Below are 16,803 nucleotides of genomic sequence, written 5' to 3'. Positions count from 1 at the left end.
CATTTCCTCACCAGCAGCGCCCCCGTCACCGCCTTAACAAGCGGTAAGGCATGCTGTGCCGAACTCCATCGCCGCCCGTCGAAGGGGACAAGGATGCAGTTCGGCCGCTACTACGAGGAGTTCGAGGTCGGCGCGGTCTACCGGCACTGGCCGGGCAAGACCGTCACCGAGTACGACGACCACCTCTTCTGCCTGCTCACCATGAACCACCACCCGCTCCACATGGACGCCCACTACGCCGAGTCGGCTTCCCAGTTCAAGCGCAACGTGGTCGTCGGCAACTACATCTACTCGTTGCTCCTCGGGATGTCGGTGCCGGACGTCAGCGGCAAGGCGATCGCCAACCTGGAGATCGAGTCGCTGCGGCACGTCGCCCCGACCTTCCACGGCGACACCATCTACGGCGAGACCACGGTGCTGGACAAGCGGGAGTCCTCCTCGAAGCCGGACCGCGGCGTGGTCGCCGTGGAGACCCGCGGCTACAACCAGGACGGGACGCTGGTCTGCGTCTTCCGGCGCAAGGTCATGGTGCCCAAGAAGGAGTACGCGGCCGCCGCCGTGCCCGAGGGCGTCGACCCGGAACGGCCCAGCTTCCCCGAGCCGCGCTGACCGCAGGCGTACGACCAAGGACTCCTTCCCCGGCGTTCCCCCGGGGAAGGGGTCCTTTTCGCCTGCCGGGGCATATGCTGACGCCGGAGGTCCCCCGATGAGCGAGCGCAGCGAGCGAATCATCAGGCTCAGCGCGTCGGTGCCCCACTGCGCCGCGGAGCGAAGCGGAGCGGGGGCATGAGACCGGCGGTCGGCGGAGAGCCGCCCTCCGCCGGACGCCGTGCCGCACCGCTGACCACCGCCATCTACTCGGCCGTGGAGTGGGACCTGCTGACCGACCTGCCGGGTCGGGTCCTGGTCGCCGCCGCCTCGCCCGGTCCCGGGCGACCGCCGCGCGGCGTCGCGGCCGGGCTCGCCGGGCTCGACGCGGTGGCGGCGGGCCGGGCCTTCGACAGTGATCTGGTCCGCGCCGTCGTCACCACGATCTACGCCCGGCACGACGGCGCCGCCACCCGGGACGAACGCCTCACCGACGTCGTCGACCTGCTCGCCGCCTGCCGGGCGGCGGTACGGGTGCTCCGGCGGCGCGCCGACCCGGCCGACTCGGCCGCGTACCGGCAGTGGGTGCAGTCCGTCGCGGTCCGGGTCTGCCAGGCCGGTGAGGTCGGGTCGAGCCCCGCGGACCAGCGGTTCCTCGACCGGCTCGGCGGCGCGCTGGACCTGCGCTGACCCGGTTCGTGCGGCCGGGGCAGCACCCGGACGGTGGCGGTCAGCCGCCCTTGTTCTCGTACCGCGGCTCGGCGAGCACCAGCCGGGCGATCTCCCGTCCGGCCCGGTCGTAGAGCGTGCAGACCGCCCGCTGCGCCGCGGGCTGGTCGGCGGTCAGCGGCCGACCCGGCCGAGCGGCCCAGAACACGGTGTCATCGGTCCCCCCGCCCCAAGGTGCCAGCGTGAGAGTGGTGGTCGGGTAGCCCGGTTGCGCGATCGTCGCCCGGGCGACCCGGGTCGAGGCGAACCCGTACGTGATCAACCGGCCGTCGGGGGCGGGCCGCTCGCGTACCTCGAAGAACGGCAGGGAGCGGTCGCCACCCAGGGCGGAGCGGAAATTCTCGTCCTCGGGGAGCCGGTGATAGCGCCCGGTGCGGGTGTCGAACCAGGCGGTGTCGACGATGTGACCGGTGGCGGGGCTGAGCAGCAACTCGTCGTCGCCGATCCGGATGCCCGTCCGCAGAACCCGGTCCACCGGCGCGGCGCTGGCGTTCGGCCACGGGCCCGGAGTCGGGCCGCCGCCTCCCGTAGCCGCAGTGCCGCCCGGCGCGGCCGGACCGCACCCCGCCGTTGCCAGCGCCGCCAGCAGGACCGTCGTGGCGGCCGTTCGTACCCGTGCGTCCATCCCCGCCCCCGTTTCCTGGCCGCAGCCTAGGCGGCGGTGGGTCCGCGCGCTGTCCGGGCGGGTGACGGAGACCCGACAGCGCCCAGCCCTCGTCGCGACCGGGCGGATCCTGGCCGTACCCTCTGGAGACCGTGACCGACGACCAGCTCGACGTGGGTGTGGGGCCCTGGCCCGGCGACCCGCCGGACGACCCGCGGTACGACCCGGAGCTGCTCGCCGAGGGCGACCGGCGCAACGTGGTGGACCGCTACCGCTACTGGCGGCGCCAGGCCGTGGTGGCGGACCTGGACCGGCGCCGGCACGACTTCCACGTGGCCATCGAGAACTGGCAGCACGACTTCAACATCGGCACGGTGGTCCGCAACGCCAACGCCTTCCTCGCCGCCGAGGTGCACATCGTCGGGCGCCGGCGGTGGAACCGGCGCGGAGCCATGGTCACCGACCGCTACCAGCACGTCCGGCACCACGCGACGATCGAGGAGTTCGTCGCCTGGGCGGCGGGGCAGCGGCTGCCGGTGGTCGGCATCGACAACCTGCCCGGCTCGAAGCCGCTGGAGAGCAGCACCCTGCCCCGCCGGTGCGTCCTCCTCTTCGGCCAGGAGGGACCCGGCCTCTCCGACGCCGCCCGGGCCGCCTGCGACGAACTCTTCTCCATCGCGCAGTACGGCTCCACCCGCTCGATCAACGCCGGGGTGGCCAGCGGCATCGCCATGCACGCCTGGATCCGGGCGTACGCCGGACCCCCGCCGGACTGAACGGGCCGGATCCGGCCGCTCGGCTTGACGCCCCGCCGACCTGGGGCGACGGTGGGAACGTGAGCGTCGCGGTGAGTTGTCCGAGGTGCGCGGGCCCGGTCCGGGAGCCGGACCTGATGCACGGCGAGTCCCGGTGCCTGCGCTGCGGCCCGGTGCCGCCGCTGCACGTGCCCGAGCACATCAGCGCCGAGATCATGGCCAGCGTGGTGGAGCGGGTGGCCGCCGACGCGGACCCGTCGGGGCGGCTCGGCGTACCGCTCTGGTGCCCGTGGCCGCTGCCCACCGGGTGGACCCTGACCGGGGTGGCCTGGGCCGGGGACGAGCGGGCCGGGATCCGCGCCACCGCGGTCGCCTGCGCCGGCCCGGCCCCGCTCGACGGCGGACCGGCCGACCTCCTCTTCGTCGCCGAGGAGCCGGGGGTCGGCCTCGGCTCCCGCTTCGCGGGACTGCCCGGTCCCGATCCCGGACCGCAGGTCGAGGAGGCGCTCACCGACCCCGGGCCTGGTCACCCGGCACGCGTGCCGCACGCGAAGATCAGGGTGGGCGGTCACCCCACTCCACTGTGGCTCGTGAATTCGCCGACAGATCGAAGTGCGTACGCCGGCGAGGCTCGGGGAATGTGGCTCCATGCGATAGCCTGGCCGGCGAGTGCGGGTCACCTCCTCGCGGAAGAAGTCGTGCTGCACGACCTCACCGAGTGGGCACCGCCCGAACTCGTGTACGGCGCACCGTCTCCGTACCTGCACGGGCGGGCCTGACCGGCCGGCCCGGGCGGATCGGAGAACGGGCGCAGATATTCACTGTACGACACCATGCTGATACTCTGGGTACCACTGGGGTAATTTGGTCCCGGCGCCGCGCGAGAGGATGGCCCGCTATGGTCAAGAAGGTCCTCACCTGGGCCGGCATCGCATTCCTGATCTTCTTCGTTGCGTACCGGCCGAACTCCGCCGCCGACGTGTTCAAGTCCCTCGGTGGCGGCATCATGGACATCGCTCAGGGCTTCGGCGACTTCTTCACGAGCCTGGTCGCCTAGCCGCCGATGGGAAGCCCCTCCGGTCCGCCCTTCGACCCGGACGACCCTGATCGGGAGCGCCGGGAGCGCGACACCGAGCCGATCCCCCGCATCGGCCCCGACGACGGTCCCGGCTACGGTCCCGGCCCGGGCTACGGCGACGGTCCCTCCCTTTCGGACGACGCGGCCTTCGGCGACGGGCCGGGCTACGCGGGCGAGGGGCGCTCCGGGCGCGCCTGGATCCGCGACCCCGAGGCCGGCTACCAGCCGCCCCAGATCACCGAGGACGAGCTGGTCGGCCTGCGGGTCGACGCCCAGGGCATGGCCCCCCGGCGGGTGCTGCCGCTGGAGGACGAGCCCAGTTCGCTGGTGGCGCGTTATCTCTTCCCCACGGAGCGTTACCGGGGTGAGTGGAAGCGGCACTGGATCCACCTCTCCACGCCGATCCTGGTGGGCATCGCCGCGACCTTCGTCCTCGGCTACCTCTCCGGCTTCCTCGCCGGGCGGGACGTCGGGGCGCTGACCACCGTCGCGGTGCTGCTCTGGTTCGCCGTCATGGGCTGGGTCGCCTGGCGGGTCGCCGACTGGTGGTACGACCGCTTCATCCTGACCAACAAGCGGGTGATGGTGGTCAACGGGATCATCACCCGCCGGGTGGCCATGATGCCGCTGGTCCGGGTCACCGACATGAAGTACGAGCAGACCCCGACCGGCCGGGCGCTCAACTACGGCACCTTCGTGCTGGAGTCCGCCGGTCAGGAGCAGGCGCTCCGCGAGATCAAGAACCTACCCAACCCGAACGAGCTCTACCTGCGCGTCGTGGAAGAGATGTACGAGCCGCAGGCCGTCGAGGCGCGGTTGGGCAAGGAGGCCGACGAGGCCAAGGCCGACGACGGAGCCTGAAACTTTTCGTCCGAACATCGGAGGGAATGCGCACCATTTGCCGTCGACCTGACCCACCCGGGCATGGCAGCCTGCCAGGCAGGACGGGGTGCGGAGGTGAGCGTTGGCGAGCAGGGACCCGCTGGAGGAGGAGTTCCGCGAGTTCGTCGCGGCCCGCTCCGGCGCGCTGCTGCGCACCGCGTACCTGCTGGCCGGGGACTGGGCAACGGCCGAGGACCTGCTCCAGACCGCGCTGACGAAGACCTACCTGGCCTGGAAACGGCTCGGCGGGATCGAGGCCATCGAGCCGTACGCCCGCCGGGTGCTGGTCAACACCTCGACCAGCTGGTGGCGGCGCCGCTGGCACGGTGAGCGCCCGACCGAGGTGCTGCCCGAGCAGGCCGGGGTGGACGAGGTCGAGCAGCAGCTCGACCGGGACGCCCTCTGGCGGCACCTCCAGGCGCTCCCGGCCCGGCAGCGGGCCGTGCTGGTGCTCCGGTTCTACGAGGACATGTCCGAGGCGCAGACCGCCGCCCTGCTGGAGATCTCCCCGGGCACCGTGAAGAGCCAGACGTCGCGGGCGCTCAACACGCTGCGCCGCCGGCTGGGCTCCGAGGCCGCCCTCGGCCTCCCGGCCGAACCGCAGGAGGCGGCCCCCGCGAGGCCCGCGCCGCGTACCGTGACGCCCGGCCGGCCCGTCGCGCCCGCCGCCTCGGCGACGCCGCAGCCCGCCGCCCGTCCGCCGGCCCCACCCCCCGCGGCACGCCCGCCGGTGGCCCAGCCGGCCGCGCTCTCCGCCCCGGCCCGACCCGTCAGCACCGTGCCGGTGGAGACCCGATGAGCGAGCGAACCATCAGGCTCAGCGCATCGGTGCCGCAGGGCGCCGCCGAGCGCAGCGAGGTGGCGGCGTGAGCAATGCCAACCTCGGCGACAACCGGCCGGGCGGCCCGAAGCGTCCATTGGCCGTGAGCCAGGACGAGCTGGAGCGGGCGCTGCGGGACACCCTCGCGGGTCGCGTCGCCACGCCACGGCCGCTCGCCGCCGACCCGGCCGGCGTCGCCATCCGCCGGGCCCGGCGCAGCGGCCGCCGCCGCACGCTCACCGGTCTCGCCCTGGCCGGCGCGGCGACCGTGCTGGTCACCACCGGGATGGCGCAGCTCGGCGGGTCGGCCGGGCACGGCGGCACGCCCACCGTGGTGCTCGGCGACCCCCGTGGCTTCACGCCCTCCCCGCTGCCCACCGCCGCCACCTCGCCGCCGGCGGTCGACCCGGTGCGCGCCGAACTGGACCTGATCATCGGCTCCCGGCTGGAGACCAGTGGGGGTGAGCAGCGGGACCTGACCGGTGTCGGGTCGGTCGAGCGGGCGCAGCGCGTCCCCGACTACGGGGGCTGGCTGGTCACCTCGGTGGCCACCGCAGCCGGCCGTACCCTCTGGTGGGTGCCGCCGAACGGCAGCGCGCCGCAGGTGCTGCTCGCCGGGGCGGACGCCGTCGCGGTCGCCGCGGACGGTCGCCAGGTCGCCTGGCGGGACGGCCCGGAGATCCTCGCCGCCGGCCTGGTCGGCGGCCAACTCGTCGCGACCAGCCGGACGACCGCGCCGGCCGGCGCCGTCCCGATCGGCTTCGCCGGGGACGCCGTGCTGGTCCGGCAACCCGACCGGGGCGGGGTCAGCCTCTGGCGCCGCTCGGCCGGTGGACAGCCGGGCAGCCCCGAACGCGCCGTGTTGAACGTCTACGGGACGCTCCCCGACGGCCAGGTGGTCGGCGAGGTCTCCGCCGGTACGCCCCGACGGCCCTGCCTGGCCCTGCTCGACCCGGCCCGGAACCTCACCCCGGTCCGCACCGGCTGCGGCCCGGAACTCGCCACCGACGGCGCGGCCGCGGTCTCCCCGGACGGGAACTGGTTGCTGGTCAACGGGGCCCGCAAGGCAGCCCTCCTGGTCGACCTGCGCACCCTCGGGGCCGCCGTGTCGGCCCACCCCGCCGGGCCCCCGGTGGTCGACGGGGTGGCCTGGACCGCGGCCGGCGTCGCGCTGCACGTCGATGCCGCCGGCCGACTGGTCCGGGTACGCCCCGACCGCGTGGTGGCCGGGGAACGGCCCGCAGGGGCACCGGTCGACGGGGTCGGCCAGGGCGAGCGGCTGGTCGTGGTGGCAGACACCGCCCGCTGATCCGCCGCGCCACCCCGACACCGCCCACTGATCGGCCGCGCCACGCCTACACCGCCCACCATCGGCCGCGCCACCCCGACGGCGGGCGCCACCGCGGGACGGTAGCGTCGGCGGGGTGAGCGCCGCCCGGATCGACCTGCACGCGCACTCCACCGCCAGCGACGGCACCCTCAGCCCCGCCCAGCTGGTCCGGGCCGCCGCCGACGCCGGCCTCGACGTCGTGGCGATCACCGACCACGACACCACCGCCGGCTGGGACGCGGCACTGGACGCGCTGCCGCCCGGGCCGACCCTGGTGCGTGGCGCGGAACTTTCCTGCCGCTGGCACGGCGTCGAGCCGGCGATCCCGCTGCACCTGCTCGCGTACCTCTTCGACCCGGCGGAGCCGGAGCTGGTCGCCGAGCTGGCCCGGGTCCGGCTGGCCCGGGAGGAGCGCGGCGAGCGGATCGTCCGGCTGCTCCAGGCCGACGGCATCGACGTCGACTGGGCGGAGATCCTCTCCGGCGCGGCCGGCGGCACGGTCGGCCGCCCGCACATCGCCCAGGCGCTCATCCGCGCCGGGCTGGTGGCCACCACCTCCGAGGCGTTCGGGCCGGACTGGCTGGGGGAGCGGTACCGGCTGCCCAAGGAGGACATCGACGTGTTCCGGGCGGTGGCACTGGTCCGGGCCGCCGGCGGGGTGCCGGTCTTCGCCCATCCCCGGGCCAGCCGGCGCGGACGCATCGTGCCGGACGAGCTGATCGTGGAGCTGGCGGCGGCCGGGCTGGCCGGCCTTGAGGCCGACCACGAGGACCACACGCCCGCCGAGCGGGCCCACGTCCGCGGGCTCGCCGCCGAGCTGGGGCTGCTGGTCACCGGCTCGTCCGACTTCCACGGCACGCACAAGACGGTCCAGCTCGGCGCGCACACCACCGACCCCGAGGCGTACGAGCGGATCGTCGCCCTGGCCCGCGGGGTGACCCCGGTCGCTTCAGGCTGAAGCGTTCCGGCCGCGCGGCTACCGTGTCCGGGTGGATCTCAAGCTCTTCGGCGAGGTCTTCGTGACCCTGCTGGTGATCGTCGACCCGCCCGGCATGATGCCCATCTTCCTCGCGCTCACCGGGCCGCTGCCGGCGCGCGACCGGAACCGGGCCGCCTGGCAGGCCGTCGCGCTGGCGCTCGGGGTGATCGTGGTGTTCGCCGTGGCCGGGCAGACCATCCTGGCCTACCTGCACGTCGACCTGCCGGCGTTGCAGGCCGCCGGAGGGCTGCTGCTGATCCTCGTCGCCCTGGAACTGTTGACGGGCAAGTCCGACGACCCGAACCAGCAGGCCACCTCCAACATCGCCCTGGTACCGCTGGGCACCCCGCTGCTGGCCGGGCCGGGTGCGATCGTCGCCACGATGCTCTTCGTGCAGCGGGCCGGCGAGTTCACCGACTACCTCGCCATCGCCGCCGCCATCGTCGCGGTGATGGCCGCGGTCTGGGTCGTGCTGCGCTTCTCCGGCGTGATCGTCAAGATCCTCCGGCCGGGCGGCATCGAGGTGCTGACCCGGATCGCCGGTCTGCTGCTGGCCGCCATCGCGGTGCAGCTCATCGCCGACGCGATCGCCGCCTTCGTCACCCAGTACATCACCATGCGCTGATCCGCCCGGCCGGCCGTGGTGGCGCTGTCGTACCGGGATGGCAGGATCTGAGGCGTGCGACGACCCTCCCCGACCGGACGACCCACCGGCGGTGGCCGGCCGCCCCGCCCCCGCGTCGAGCAGGCCGAGCAGCTCGGCTTCGAGGGGATGCCGGAACGGCTCTTCGTCTGCACCCCCAGCAGGCTCGGCGCCTACGCGGACTGCCCCCGGCGCTACCGCTACTCCTACGTCGACCGTCCCGCCCCGCCGAAGGGCCCGCCGTGGGCGCACAACTCGCTCGGCGCCAGCGTCCACACCGCCCTGAAGAACTGGTACGCGCTCGCCCCCGAGCGTCGCCGTCCCGAGGTGCTGAGCACGCTGCTCAAGGGCACCTGGGTCCGCGAGGGCTACCGCGACGACGAGCAGGAGCGGGACGCCTACCGCCGGGCACTGGCCTGGCTGGAGGCGTACGTGGCCGGGCTCGATCCGGCCGACGAACCGGTCGGGGTGGAGCGGGTGGTCGCGGTCAAGACCGCCGTGCTCGCCTTCAACGGCCGCGCCGACCGGATCGACTCCCGCCCCGGGCCGGACGGGCGGCCCGAGCTGGTCATCGTCGACTACAAGACCGGCCGCACCGGGCTGGACGCCGACGACGCCCGCGGCTCGCAGGCCCTGGCCCTCTACGCGTACGCGGCCGAGCGGGTGTTCCGCCGGCCCTGCCGGCGGGTCGAGCTGCACCACCTGCCCACCGGTACCGTCGCCGCGCACGAGCACACCCCGGAGTCGCTGCACCGGCAGCTCACCCGCGCCGAGGAGACCGCCCGGGACATCATGGCCGCCGAGCGGGCGGTCACCGACGGCGCCGACCCCGACGAGGCTTTCCCCGCCGCCCCCGGCCCCCGCTGCGGCTGGTGCGACTACCGGCGGACCTGCCCGGCCGGCGCGCAGACGCCCGGCAAGGACCCCTGGGCGGCCGTCGACCGCCCCACCGAACCGACCTCCGAGCTGGACTGACCGCACCTCACCCCGCGGCCCGGCTCTGCTGCCGGTCGCGTCAGATCGGGGTGTTGGGCCGCGGTCACGGCGCGATTCGCCGCAATTCGCGCGCGCCGGCCGCGGGTCGTCGGGCGGCGCGGGTGCGGATGGGTTCGCCGCGTTCGGTGCGCGGTCGGTCTGGCGCGCGGTGCCGGAGCCGGGTCAGGCGGCGGTGAGGCGCGCGGCGCGGGCCTTCGCGGCCTGCTGCAACGGGCCCTCCCGATAACGGCGGGGCACCGCCGCCAGGGCGAGCCGCAGCGCGCGCACGCTCAGGTCCGCCGAGAGCGCGGTGGTGGGCAGGCCGAGGCCGCCGTACAACCGGCGGGCCCAGGCCGGCAGCAGCGCCATCGCGAGGCCGGCCACCCCCAGGTACGCCCAGCGCGGCGGCCCGAGGCTCAGGCCGAGCTGCAGCGGGCGGCTCACCTTCCACGGCACCGGCGGGGCGGTCAGGAACAGGGCGGTCTCCGCCGCCTCCTTCGTCATCCGCAGGTCGCCCTGAATCCGCCGGTAGTAGTCGGCCACCTCGGTGGCGGTGCCCGGCACGTCGGCCGGGTCGAGCCCGGCCAGTGCCGCCGCCCGGCGTTGTTCGGTGTAGTAGCCGTCGACCTCGGCGTCGGTCAGCGGCAGCCCCGCCCGGCGGGCGGTGCTCACGAACGACTCGACCTCGGCGACGTGCACCCAGCGCAGCAGGTCCGGATCGTCGATCCGGAACTCCTCACCGGTGAACGGGTCCCGGGCGCGCAGCCGGGCGTGCCGGGTTCGCAGCCGCCGGCCGGCCGCCTCCGCCTCGGCCGTGGTGCCGTAGATGGTCGTCGCCACGTAGGTGGCGGTCCGGACCAGCCGGCCCCAGGCGTCGGTGCGGTAGTTGCTGTTCTGGGCGACACCGGCCATCGCCCGGGGGTGCAGCGCCTGCAGGTAGAGCGAGCGGAGGCCGGCGACGATCAGGATCGGCTCCGCGTGCACCTTCCACGTGACCGATCCCGGACCGAACAGGCCGAGGTCATACGAGTCCACGGGCCAAGAGTGCCACGCGCCGGCCCGGGCCGGTCCCCGGCGAGTCAGTCGTCGGTGGCGCGGCGGGTCTGGCAGGTGGGGCAGAGACCCCAGAACGTCACTTCCGCCTCGTCCACCTCGAAGCCGTGCCCGTTGCTCGGGTCCAGGCAGGGGGCGCTGCCGGTCGCGCAGTCGATGTCGGCGATCTCGCCGCAGCCTCGGCACACCACGTGGTGGTGGTTGTCGCCGGCGCGGGCCTCGTACCGGGCGGGGGAGCCGGCCGGCTCGATACGGCGGGAGAGGCCGGCCCGGGAGAGCGCGCCGAGCACGTCGTAGACGGCCTGGGTGGAGACCGAGTCGAGCCGCTCACGGACCCGGCGGGTGATCTCGTCGACCTCCAGGTGGCCGCCGGCGGCGAGCACGTCCAGCACGGCGAGGCGCGGTCGGGTGACCCGCAGGCCCCTCGACCGGAGCAACTCCTCGGCACTGGACATGACGTAATGACAGCACGGGGCCGCGGGACCGACAAGCGAGCCGTTGCCGGGGTGGGCGGGGCCACAGAGTGAACCGCACCCGGGGCACGTGCGTGGGTGAACGTGACGACGGGCGACGACACGCCCTCGTCGTACGCTGACCGCGCGGTCGCGTCCAACTGCCGGAGGTGTCGGTGTTCAGGGAATTCAACGGTTTACCCGCGCACGCCCTGCTGGTGCATGCCGCCGTGGTGCTCGTACCGCTGCTGGCGCTGGTCTCCGTCGCGTACGGGGTGCTGCCCCGCTGGCGGCCCCGGCTCGACTGGGCGGTGGCGGCCCTCGCCATCGCCACCCCGATCGCCACGTTCCTGGCCACCGAGTCGGGCGAGGAACTGGAGAGGGCGCTGGAGCAGAAGAACTACCCGGCGCAGATCCTCGACCAGGTGCGCGAGCACTCGGAGTACGGCGACACCCTCCGGTCGCTCACCTTCGGGCTGGCCGCGGCGGCGCTGCTGCTCCTGTTGGTGACCAGCGGGTACGCCCGCACGCGGAAGCTGCCCCGCTGGCTGGCCCCGGTCCTCACCGGCGTGGTGGCGGTGCTCGCCGTCTTCGCGGTGGTGTACGTCTACCTGGCCGGCGACACCGGCGCCCAGGCGGTCTGGGGCGGCACGCTCTGAGCCTGGCTCAGAAGATCACCCGCGAGCAGAGCAGGCACATGAGCAGCACCAGCACCACCGCGGCGACCGCGCCGAAGCCGTAGGTGACCCGCTGGGCCTGCTGCTCCGCCTGATCCATGGCGGCCATGTCCTGCCCGGGCAGCCGCCGGGGCGGTGGTGGCTGCACGTACACCGGTGGCCGCCAGCCGGGCGGCGGCGGCGTGGTGGGTGGCGGGCCGGCGTAACCGCCGACCGCCGCCGTCCCGCCGGACCAGCCGCCACCGGGCTGGCCGCCGCCACCGGACGCCCCCGCGCCGGCTCCCGGTCCGGGCCTGGCCCAGGGATTCTCCGCCTGGCCCGGATCCGCCCAGGCGCCACCGCCCTGCTGAGCGCCGGGCCACTGACCGCCGGCGTGAGTACCCGACGACGGCGCGCCGCCCTGCTGAGCGCCGGACCACGGACCGACGGCCTGCTGCGCACCTGACGACGGGCCGCCGGCCTGCTGTGCGCCCGACCACTGGCCGCTGGGCTGCGGAGCGCCCGACCACGGATCGCCGGCCTGGCCGGGACCGGCCCACGGGCTGGCGACCTGGGCCGCGTCCGGCGCGCCGGTACGTCCCGCCTCGGGCTCCGGCTCGTCGGTCCGTCCCGCTTCCGACCCGGCCCCGCCGGCCGGGGTCGCGCCACCGGCCGGGGTCCCGCCCGAATCGGACCCGGATTCCTGCCCAAGCATGCCGTCGCCCTCCGGGGCGGGCTGGTCGGGGGTCGGGCGTCGCCAGATCTCGTCCTCGGGGCTGCCACCGCTCGGCGTCGTCACGCCGTCCGACGCTACCAACGCCCGGGTCGGTCGGCGGCTCCGACGCGACGGGGCGATCCGGCCGGACCGGCGCGCCGGATGGTCGAGGCGTTTGGAGTTCCGGCGGTATCCTTGCCGCTCGTGAGCGATCCCGGCATGCGTGGCGACGACGACCGCGTGGTCGACCTCAGTGACGACTTCGTGGTGCTGCCCGAGCAGACCACCGACGACACGGACCGTGGCTGGGGCGAGCGGCCCGGCGGCAACGACGATTGGCTGCTGGCCGAGCGCCCGCCGCACTGGGACTGACCCGGCGGCGTCCCGGGCCGGGCGGCTGAACGGCCCGGCACGGACCGACGGTCAGCCGCGTACCACCACGGCGAAGCGGCTGCCCTCCGGTACGCCGACGGCCCGTTGCGCCTGCTCGGGGCGGAGCGCCAGATAGAGGGCGGAGGAGCCGTCGACGGCCCCGGCGGCGCCCACCACGTCGAGCACCAGGGCCCGTGGGGCGAGCAGGGTCGCCTCCCCGGCCGCCCCGCCGGCCGGTACGACCAGCAGGTCCACCCGGGCACCCGGGTGGAGCACCGCGAGGGCGGCCGGCTCGGCCAGCCGGATCGGCACGCCGACCGACCCGCTGGGCAGCGGCAGCGCCCCGGGGGAGGGGCCGGAATCGGGCGTGGCCGGACTCCGGGTCGGGTGGGGAGTGGCCGAGACAGCGCCGGCACCGGGCGGCGGACAGCCGGCCGGGGTCGACAGGACGGCAGCGGCCAGGCCGAGCAGCATCGCGACCAGCGCCACCCGGAGCAGGGTGCCGCCCCGGGGCAGCCCGCGCCAGCGCACCGGCCGCAGAGATTCCTCGCCCGCCACCCGCACCCTCCCGCCCGCCGGCCACCAACGCCAGCAGGCTAGGAGCAGAACCCCGCAGCAGAGACCCCCGTCACCCACAGCCTGTGGAAAACCCGCCCCCCTGTGGACAACCCCCACCCCACCTCCCCTCGTGCTATCCGGGAAAAGCCGAGCGGCCTGAAACACGGAAAGAGTGGCCATCCCCGCGGGAATGACCACTCTTTCCGTGAATCTGGGCGGATCTTGCGCGGCGCGGCGGAGGCTGCGCGGCGCGGTGGGGCGTCAGGAGGAGGTGCTGGAGGTGCTGGCCGCGGGGGTCTTGGTGGACGCGCCGTTGCTCGACGTCGAAGCGGACGAACCGTTGGTCGACGACGTGGACGACCCGTTTGCGGACGACTCGGACTTGGCCGGCTTGCTCGTGGTGCTCGTGGCGGCGTCGGAGCCGGACGAACGCGAGTCGGTGCGGTAGAAGCCGGAGCCCTTGAACACGATCCCGACCGAGTTGAAGACCTTGCGCAGCCGCCCCTCACACGCGGGGCACTCGGTCAGCGGTTCGTCAGAGAAGGACTGCACCGCCTCGAGCTGGTGGCCGCACGCGGTGCAGGCGTACTGGTACGTGGGCACGTTCTCCTCCGGATCTGGCACGGCCGGTTGGCACTCGACTTATCCGAGTGCCAATGGTGCGTCATCGGACCCGGGTTCGTCCAGCGGAAGCGGGCCGCCCCACATCCGGCACCGTCACGAGCCCGTCCGCCGGAGTGATCACGGCGCGGACCGGGAGGTCGTGCCGCTCACCGGGTACCACCTCGACGAACTCCCCGTCGTGCAGCAGCGCCACCGTCAGGGTCGCCGCCGGCACCCGGGCCAGCGCCCGGTCGTACGAGCCGCCGCCCCGGCCCAACCGGAACCCCTGATGATCGACTGCCAGGGCCGGCACCACCACGAGGTCGGCGGTGGCGATCGCCGCAGGCCCCAGCAGGACACCGGTGGGCTCGCGCAGGCCCCGCCCGGCCGCCCGCAGCGACTCCGCGCCGGTGTACCCGGCCCAGTCCAGGTCCAGGTCGTCCTGGAGCACCGGGAGCAGCAGCTCCGCCTCGGGCGCGAGCGCCGCCCGCAGCACGTCGGGCAGGTCGGCCCCGCCGGGCTCCGAGCCGACCGGCACGTACCCGGTCATCCGGGCCGGGTTCAGTCGGCGTACCAGGGAGATCAGCTCGGCCTGGACGCGCGCCGCCGCCTCCGCCCGGTGCCGCGCGGTCAGCGACCGGCGGTGGGCGAGCCGCGCCACCCGCAACTCGCGTTTCGCCTCATGCGTGACATCCGCTTCATCAGAAAATTCCGGCACGCAACACTCCTGACGCAACGCTTGCCTCCCCGTCGCTCTGTGTCAGCATCGCAGCAAGGGGCGCAGAACTTCCGGGGGGAAGCTTGACGCTACGCGGGCGATTGACGGCGGCCTTCCTCGCGGTGGTGCTCGGCCCCGTTCTGCTCGGCGCCGTCTTCGTCGGCTCGACCATGGCCACCCTCGACCGGAGCCGCTCCACCGAACGCCTCAGCCTCGCCGCGGCCGGGGTACGTACCTCCGTGGACGCCCTCTGTCAGCAGCTCCGGGCGGCGGCCGATGCCGTCGCGCTGGTCACCGACCCGGCCGCCCGGCCCCGCGCGGCCGACCAGGTGGTGGGGCGCGGCCTGGCCGCCGCCGTGCAGGTCACCGACACCGCCGGCCGGACCAGCTACGCCACCCCCGGCGGCCCCGGCGGGCCTTGGCGGGACTGCGCCGGCGACCTGCCGGCCGGCGGCCCGGTCCGGGCGCTCGCCGCCCGGGTCCAGCTCCGCGACCCCGCCGGCGCGGACCTCGGCAGCGTCGCCGCCGCCCAGCCCGTCGACCCGGCCTTCGTCGCCCGGCTCGCCGCGGTGACCGGCGTCGCGGTCACCCTCCTCGGCGACTCCGCCGGCACCGACCGGGTCACCCACACGACCGAGACCCGGGAGGTACGCGAGGCGGTGCTGGCCGCCGCCGACACGGTCGACGGGGACCGGGTCACCGAGACCGACGGCCGGTACGTCCGCCGGGTCGGCCCGTCCCCGGGGCAGCCGCTGCCGCTGGTCCTCTCGGTCCCCGGCGAGCGCCCGCCGGACCTCTACGCCGCCCTGGTCGGCGCGGTCGTGCTGGCCGCCCTGCTGGCCGTGGTGGCCGCCTGGCGGCTGGCCCGGGTGACCACCCGACCGCTGGTCGAGTTGGCCGGCGCGGTGGACCGGGTGGCGCACGGCGACCTGACGGCCCGGGTGCCGGTGCGCAGCCGGGACGAGATCGGCCGGCTGGCCGACGCGTTCAACCGGATGACCCGGGAGACCGGCAGCTACGTGGCCGCCCTGACCACCAGCCGGGACCAGCTGCGCGGGCACCTGGCGGTGCTCGGCGACACCCTGGCCAGCACCCACGATCTGCAACGCATCCTGCGGGTGATCCTGCACAGCGCGATCGCCGCGACCGGGGCCCGGGCGGGCGCCGTGCTCCTCCTCGACGCCGACGGCGTCCTCGTCGGCCGGTGCGTCGAGGGGCTGGACGGGCGCTGGCCCACCAACGAGCGGCCCGACCCGGCGGCGCTGCGGGTGCCGGTCGGCGCCGGAGTGGTCGGCACGGTGGCCGCCACCGGGGAACCGCTCTGCGGCCGGTGGGACCCGGCGCAGGCCACGACCGGCGAGCCCAGCTGCGAGACGTACGTGGCGGTGCCCTTCGCCGCGCCCGGGGCGGCGGAGCTGGGCGGGCGCGGCCCGGACCGTCCCGGACACCCGCCGGCCGACGGCGACGCCGCGGCCTCCGGCGCGCTCGGGGTGCTGGCCCTGTACGACCGGGTGGGCGCCGCCGAGTTCGACGACGACGATCTGGTGACCCTGCGGACGTTCGCCGGGCACGCGGCGGTGGCGGTGGAGAACGTCCGGGTGCACGAGGAGGCCCAGCGGCTGTCGTTGACCGACCCGCTGACCGGGCTGTGGAACTACCGCTACCTGCGCGAGTCGATCCGGCGGGAGGTGGAACGGGCCAACCGGTTCGGCCGGATGCTCAGCGTGCTCGCCCTCGATCTGGACCGGTTCAAGAACGTCAACGACACCTGGGGACACGCCGCCGGGGACGCCGTCCTGGTGGAGTTCGCCCGCCGGGTACGCGGCGAGATCCGCGAGGTGGACCTGGCCTTCCGGCACGGCGGCGAGGAGTTCGTGGTGTTGCTGCCGGAGACCGACGCCCGGGGCGCGACGATCGTCGCCGAGCGGCTCGGCGCGGTGGTCCGGGGTCACCCGGTGCCGGTGGACGGGCACGGGGGCGAGCCGGTACGGGTGCCGGTCACCGTCTCCATCGGCATCGCCGTCTACCCGGACCACGCCGCCACCGGCCAACAGGTCCTCGACGCCGCCGACGACGCCCTCTACGCCGCCAAGGCCGCCGGCCGGGACGGCTACCGGCTGGCCCAGCCCCCGGACCCGGGGCCCGCCCAGGAGATCCCGGTCGTCGCCGCCGCGGTCAGCCCGCCCGACGGACTGCCCCGGGCCGGCGCACCGGACACCGCGGGAGCGGGTCAAGGCGGCGCGTCTTCCGGTCCTCACCCGCCGCGGCAGAGCCGTGGCCGATAGTCTCGCGA

20 protein-coding genes and 1 pseudogene are annotated in these 16,803 nt (G+C 75.0%); 14 read left to right on the top strand and 7 right to left on the bottom strand.

Going from position 1 to position 16,803, the window contains the following annotated elements:
- Positions 1–93: 93 nt before the first annotated feature.
- Complete coding sequence (locus ACGFI9_RS07015; RefSeq protein WP_302768842.1) at positions 94–609, top strand: MaoC family dehydratase; 516 nt, start codon at positions 94–96, stop codon at positions 607–609.
- Between the two features lie 177 nt (positions 610–786).
- Complete coding sequence (locus tag ACGFI9_RS07010) at positions 787–1,278, top strand: hypothetical protein (protein WP_393175850.1); 492 nt, start codon at positions 787–789, stop codon at positions 1,276–1,278.
- Between the two features lie 40 nt (positions 1,279–1,318).
- On the opposite strand, the gene ACGFI9_RS07005 is transcribed toward ACGFI9_RS07010, so the two are convergent.
- Positions 1,319–1,792: a hypothetical protein gene (locus tag ACGFI9_RS07005; RefSeq protein ID WP_393175848.1), complete on the bottom strand. Its 474-nt coding sequence runs from the start codon at positions 1,790–1,792 to the stop codon at positions 1,319–1,321.
- A 281-nt stretch (positions 1,793–2,073) separates the two neighbouring features.
- Here ACGFI9_RS07005 and ACGFI9_RS07000 point away from each other — a divergent pair, with 281 nt between their 5' ends.
- From ACGFI9_RS07000 to ACGFI9_RS06960, 9 genes are all read left to right on the top strand, one after another.
- Positions 2,074–2,697, top strand: a complete 624-nt coding sequence (locus tag ACGFI9_RS07000) for a TrmH family RNA methyltransferase (protein ID WP_393175846.1) — start codon at positions 2,074–2,076, stop codon at positions 2,695–2,697.
- 59 nt (positions 2,698–2,756) lie between these two features.
- Positions 2,757–3,455 carry a DUF6758 family protein gene (locus ACGFI9_RS06995; RefSeq protein WP_393175844.1) on the top strand — a complete coding sequence of 233 codons (699 nt, stop codon included), beginning with the start codon at positions 2,757–2,759 and terminating at the stop codon, positions 3,453–3,455.
- 119 nt (positions 3,456–3,574) lie between these two features.
- A complete protein-coding gene (locus ACGFI9_RS06990; protein WP_007455302.1) occupies positions 3,575–3,733 on the top strand; it encodes a hypothetical protein in 159 nt (52 codons plus the stop codon).
- Positions 3,734–3,739: 6 nt separating this feature from the next.
- Positions 3,740–4,615 carry a PH domain-containing protein gene (locus tag ACGFI9_RS06985; protein WP_393175842.1) on the top strand — a complete coding sequence of 292 codons (876 nt, stop codon included), beginning with the start codon at positions 3,740–3,742 and terminating at the stop codon, positions 4,613–4,615.
- Between the two features lie 103 nt (positions 4,616–4,718).
- A complete protein-coding gene (locus ACGFI9_RS06980; protein ID WP_393175840.1) occupies positions 4,719–5,435 on the top strand; it encodes a SigE family RNA polymerase sigma factor in 717 nt (238 codons plus the stop codon).
- A gap of 67 nt (positions 5,436–5,502) precedes the next feature.
- On the top strand, positions 5,503–6,765 hold the full coding sequence (locus tag ACGFI9_RS06975; protein ID WP_393175838.1) for a hypothetical protein: 1,263 nt from the start codon (positions 5,503–5,505) through the stop codon (positions 6,763–6,765).
- A 115-nt stretch (positions 6,766–6,880) separates the two neighbouring features.
- A complete protein-coding gene (locus ACGFI9_RS06970; protein WP_393175836.1) occupies positions 6,881–7,744 on the top strand; it encodes a PHP domain-containing protein in 864 nt (287 codons plus the stop codon).
- A gap of 31 nt (positions 7,745–7,775) precedes the next feature.
- On the top strand, positions 7,776–8,390 hold the full coding sequence (locus tag ACGFI9_RS06965) for a MarC family protein (protein ID WP_393175834.1): 615 nt from the start codon (positions 7,776–7,778) through the stop codon (positions 8,388–8,390).
- Between the two features lie 147 nt (positions 8,391–8,537).
- Positions 8,538–9,383: a RecB family exonuclease gene (locus ACGFI9_RS06960; protein WP_393176644.1), complete on the top strand. Its 846-nt coding sequence runs from the start codon at positions 8,538–8,540 to the stop codon at positions 9,381–9,383.
- Between the two features lie 183 nt (positions 9,384–9,566).
- Here the strand turns inward: ACGFI9_RS06960 and ACGFI9_RS06955 are convergent, their stop codons facing one another.
- Both ACGFI9_RS06955 and ACGFI9_RS06950 read right to left on the bottom strand, forming a co-directional pair.
- On the bottom strand, positions 9,567–10,418 hold the full coding sequence (locus ACGFI9_RS06955) for an oxygenase MpaB family protein (RefSeq protein ID WP_393175832.1): 852 nt from the start codon (positions 10,416–10,418) through the stop codon (positions 9,567–9,569).
- Between the two features lie 44 nt (positions 10,419–10,462).
- Positions 10,463–10,891, bottom strand: coding sequence for a Fur family transcriptional regulator (locus ACGFI9_RS06950; RefSeq protein ID WP_393175830.1), 429 nt, complete (start codon positions 10,889–10,891; stop codon positions 10,463–10,465).
- A 173-nt stretch (positions 10,892–11,064) separates the two neighbouring features.
- Between ACGFI9_RS06950 and ACGFI9_RS06945 the strand changes: the two genes are divergently transcribed.
- Positions 11,065–11,547: a DUF2231 domain-containing protein gene (locus tag ACGFI9_RS06945; protein WP_393175828.1), complete on the top strand. Its 483-nt coding sequence runs from the start codon at positions 11,065–11,067 to the stop codon at positions 11,545–11,547.
- Between the two features lie 7 nt (positions 11,548–11,554).
- Here the strand turns inward: ACGFI9_RS06945 and ACGFI9_RS06940 are convergent.
- Positions 11,555–11,887: pseudogene (locus ACGFI9_RS06940) on the bottom strand (hypothetical protein); the annotation flags it as partial.
- A gap of 576 nt (positions 11,888–12,463) precedes the next feature.
- Between ACGFI9_RS06940 and ACGFI9_RS06935 the strand changes: the two are divergent.
- Positions 12,464–12,631, top strand: coding sequence for a hypothetical protein (locus tag ACGFI9_RS06935; protein ID WP_393176691.1), 168 nt, complete (start codon positions 12,464–12,466; stop codon positions 12,629–12,631).
- Between the two features lie 51 nt (positions 12,632–12,682).
- Here ACGFI9_RS06935 and ACGFI9_RS06930 read toward each other — a convergent pair whose 3' ends face one another.
- The 3 genes from ACGFI9_RS06930 to ACGFI9_RS06920 all read right to left on the bottom strand — a co-directional run bounded on the left by ACGFI9_RS06930 (position 12,683) and on the right by ACGFI9_RS06920 (position 14,510).
- Positions 12,683–13,189, bottom strand: a complete 507-nt coding sequence (locus ACGFI9_RS06930) for a flagellar biosynthesis protein FlgA (RefSeq protein WP_393175826.1) — start codon at positions 13,187–13,189, stop codon at positions 12,683–12,685.
- A gap of 261 nt (positions 13,190–13,450) precedes the next feature.
- On the bottom strand, positions 13,451–13,813 hold the full coding sequence (locus ACGFI9_RS06925; RefSeq protein ID WP_393175824.1) for an FmdB family zinc ribbon protein: 363 nt from the start codon (positions 13,811–13,813) through the stop codon (positions 13,451–13,453).
- Between the two features lie 40 nt (positions 13,814–13,853).
- On the bottom strand, positions 13,854–14,510 hold the full coding sequence (locus tag ACGFI9_RS06920; protein ID WP_393175822.1) for a 5-formyltetrahydrofolate cyclo-ligase: 657 nt from the start codon (positions 14,508–14,510) through the stop codon (positions 13,854–13,856).
- A gap of 83 nt (positions 14,511–14,593) precedes the next feature.
- On the opposite strand from ACGFI9_RS06920, the gene ACGFI9_RS06915 reads away from it, so the two are divergent.
- A complete protein-coding gene (locus tag ACGFI9_RS06915) occupies positions 14,594–16,795 on the top strand; it encodes a diguanylate cyclase (RefSeq protein ID WP_393175820.1) in 2,202 nt (733 codons plus the stop codon).
- Positions 16,796–16,803: the final 8 nt, after the last annotated feature.

The sequence above is a fragment of the Micromonospora sp. NPDC048930 genome (genome assembly GCF_043197935.1).
GTDB lineage: Bacteria > Actinomycetota > Actinomycetes > Mycobacteriales > Micromonosporaceae > Micromonospora.
This window is presented reverse-complemented; position numbering and strand designations above follow the sequence as displayed.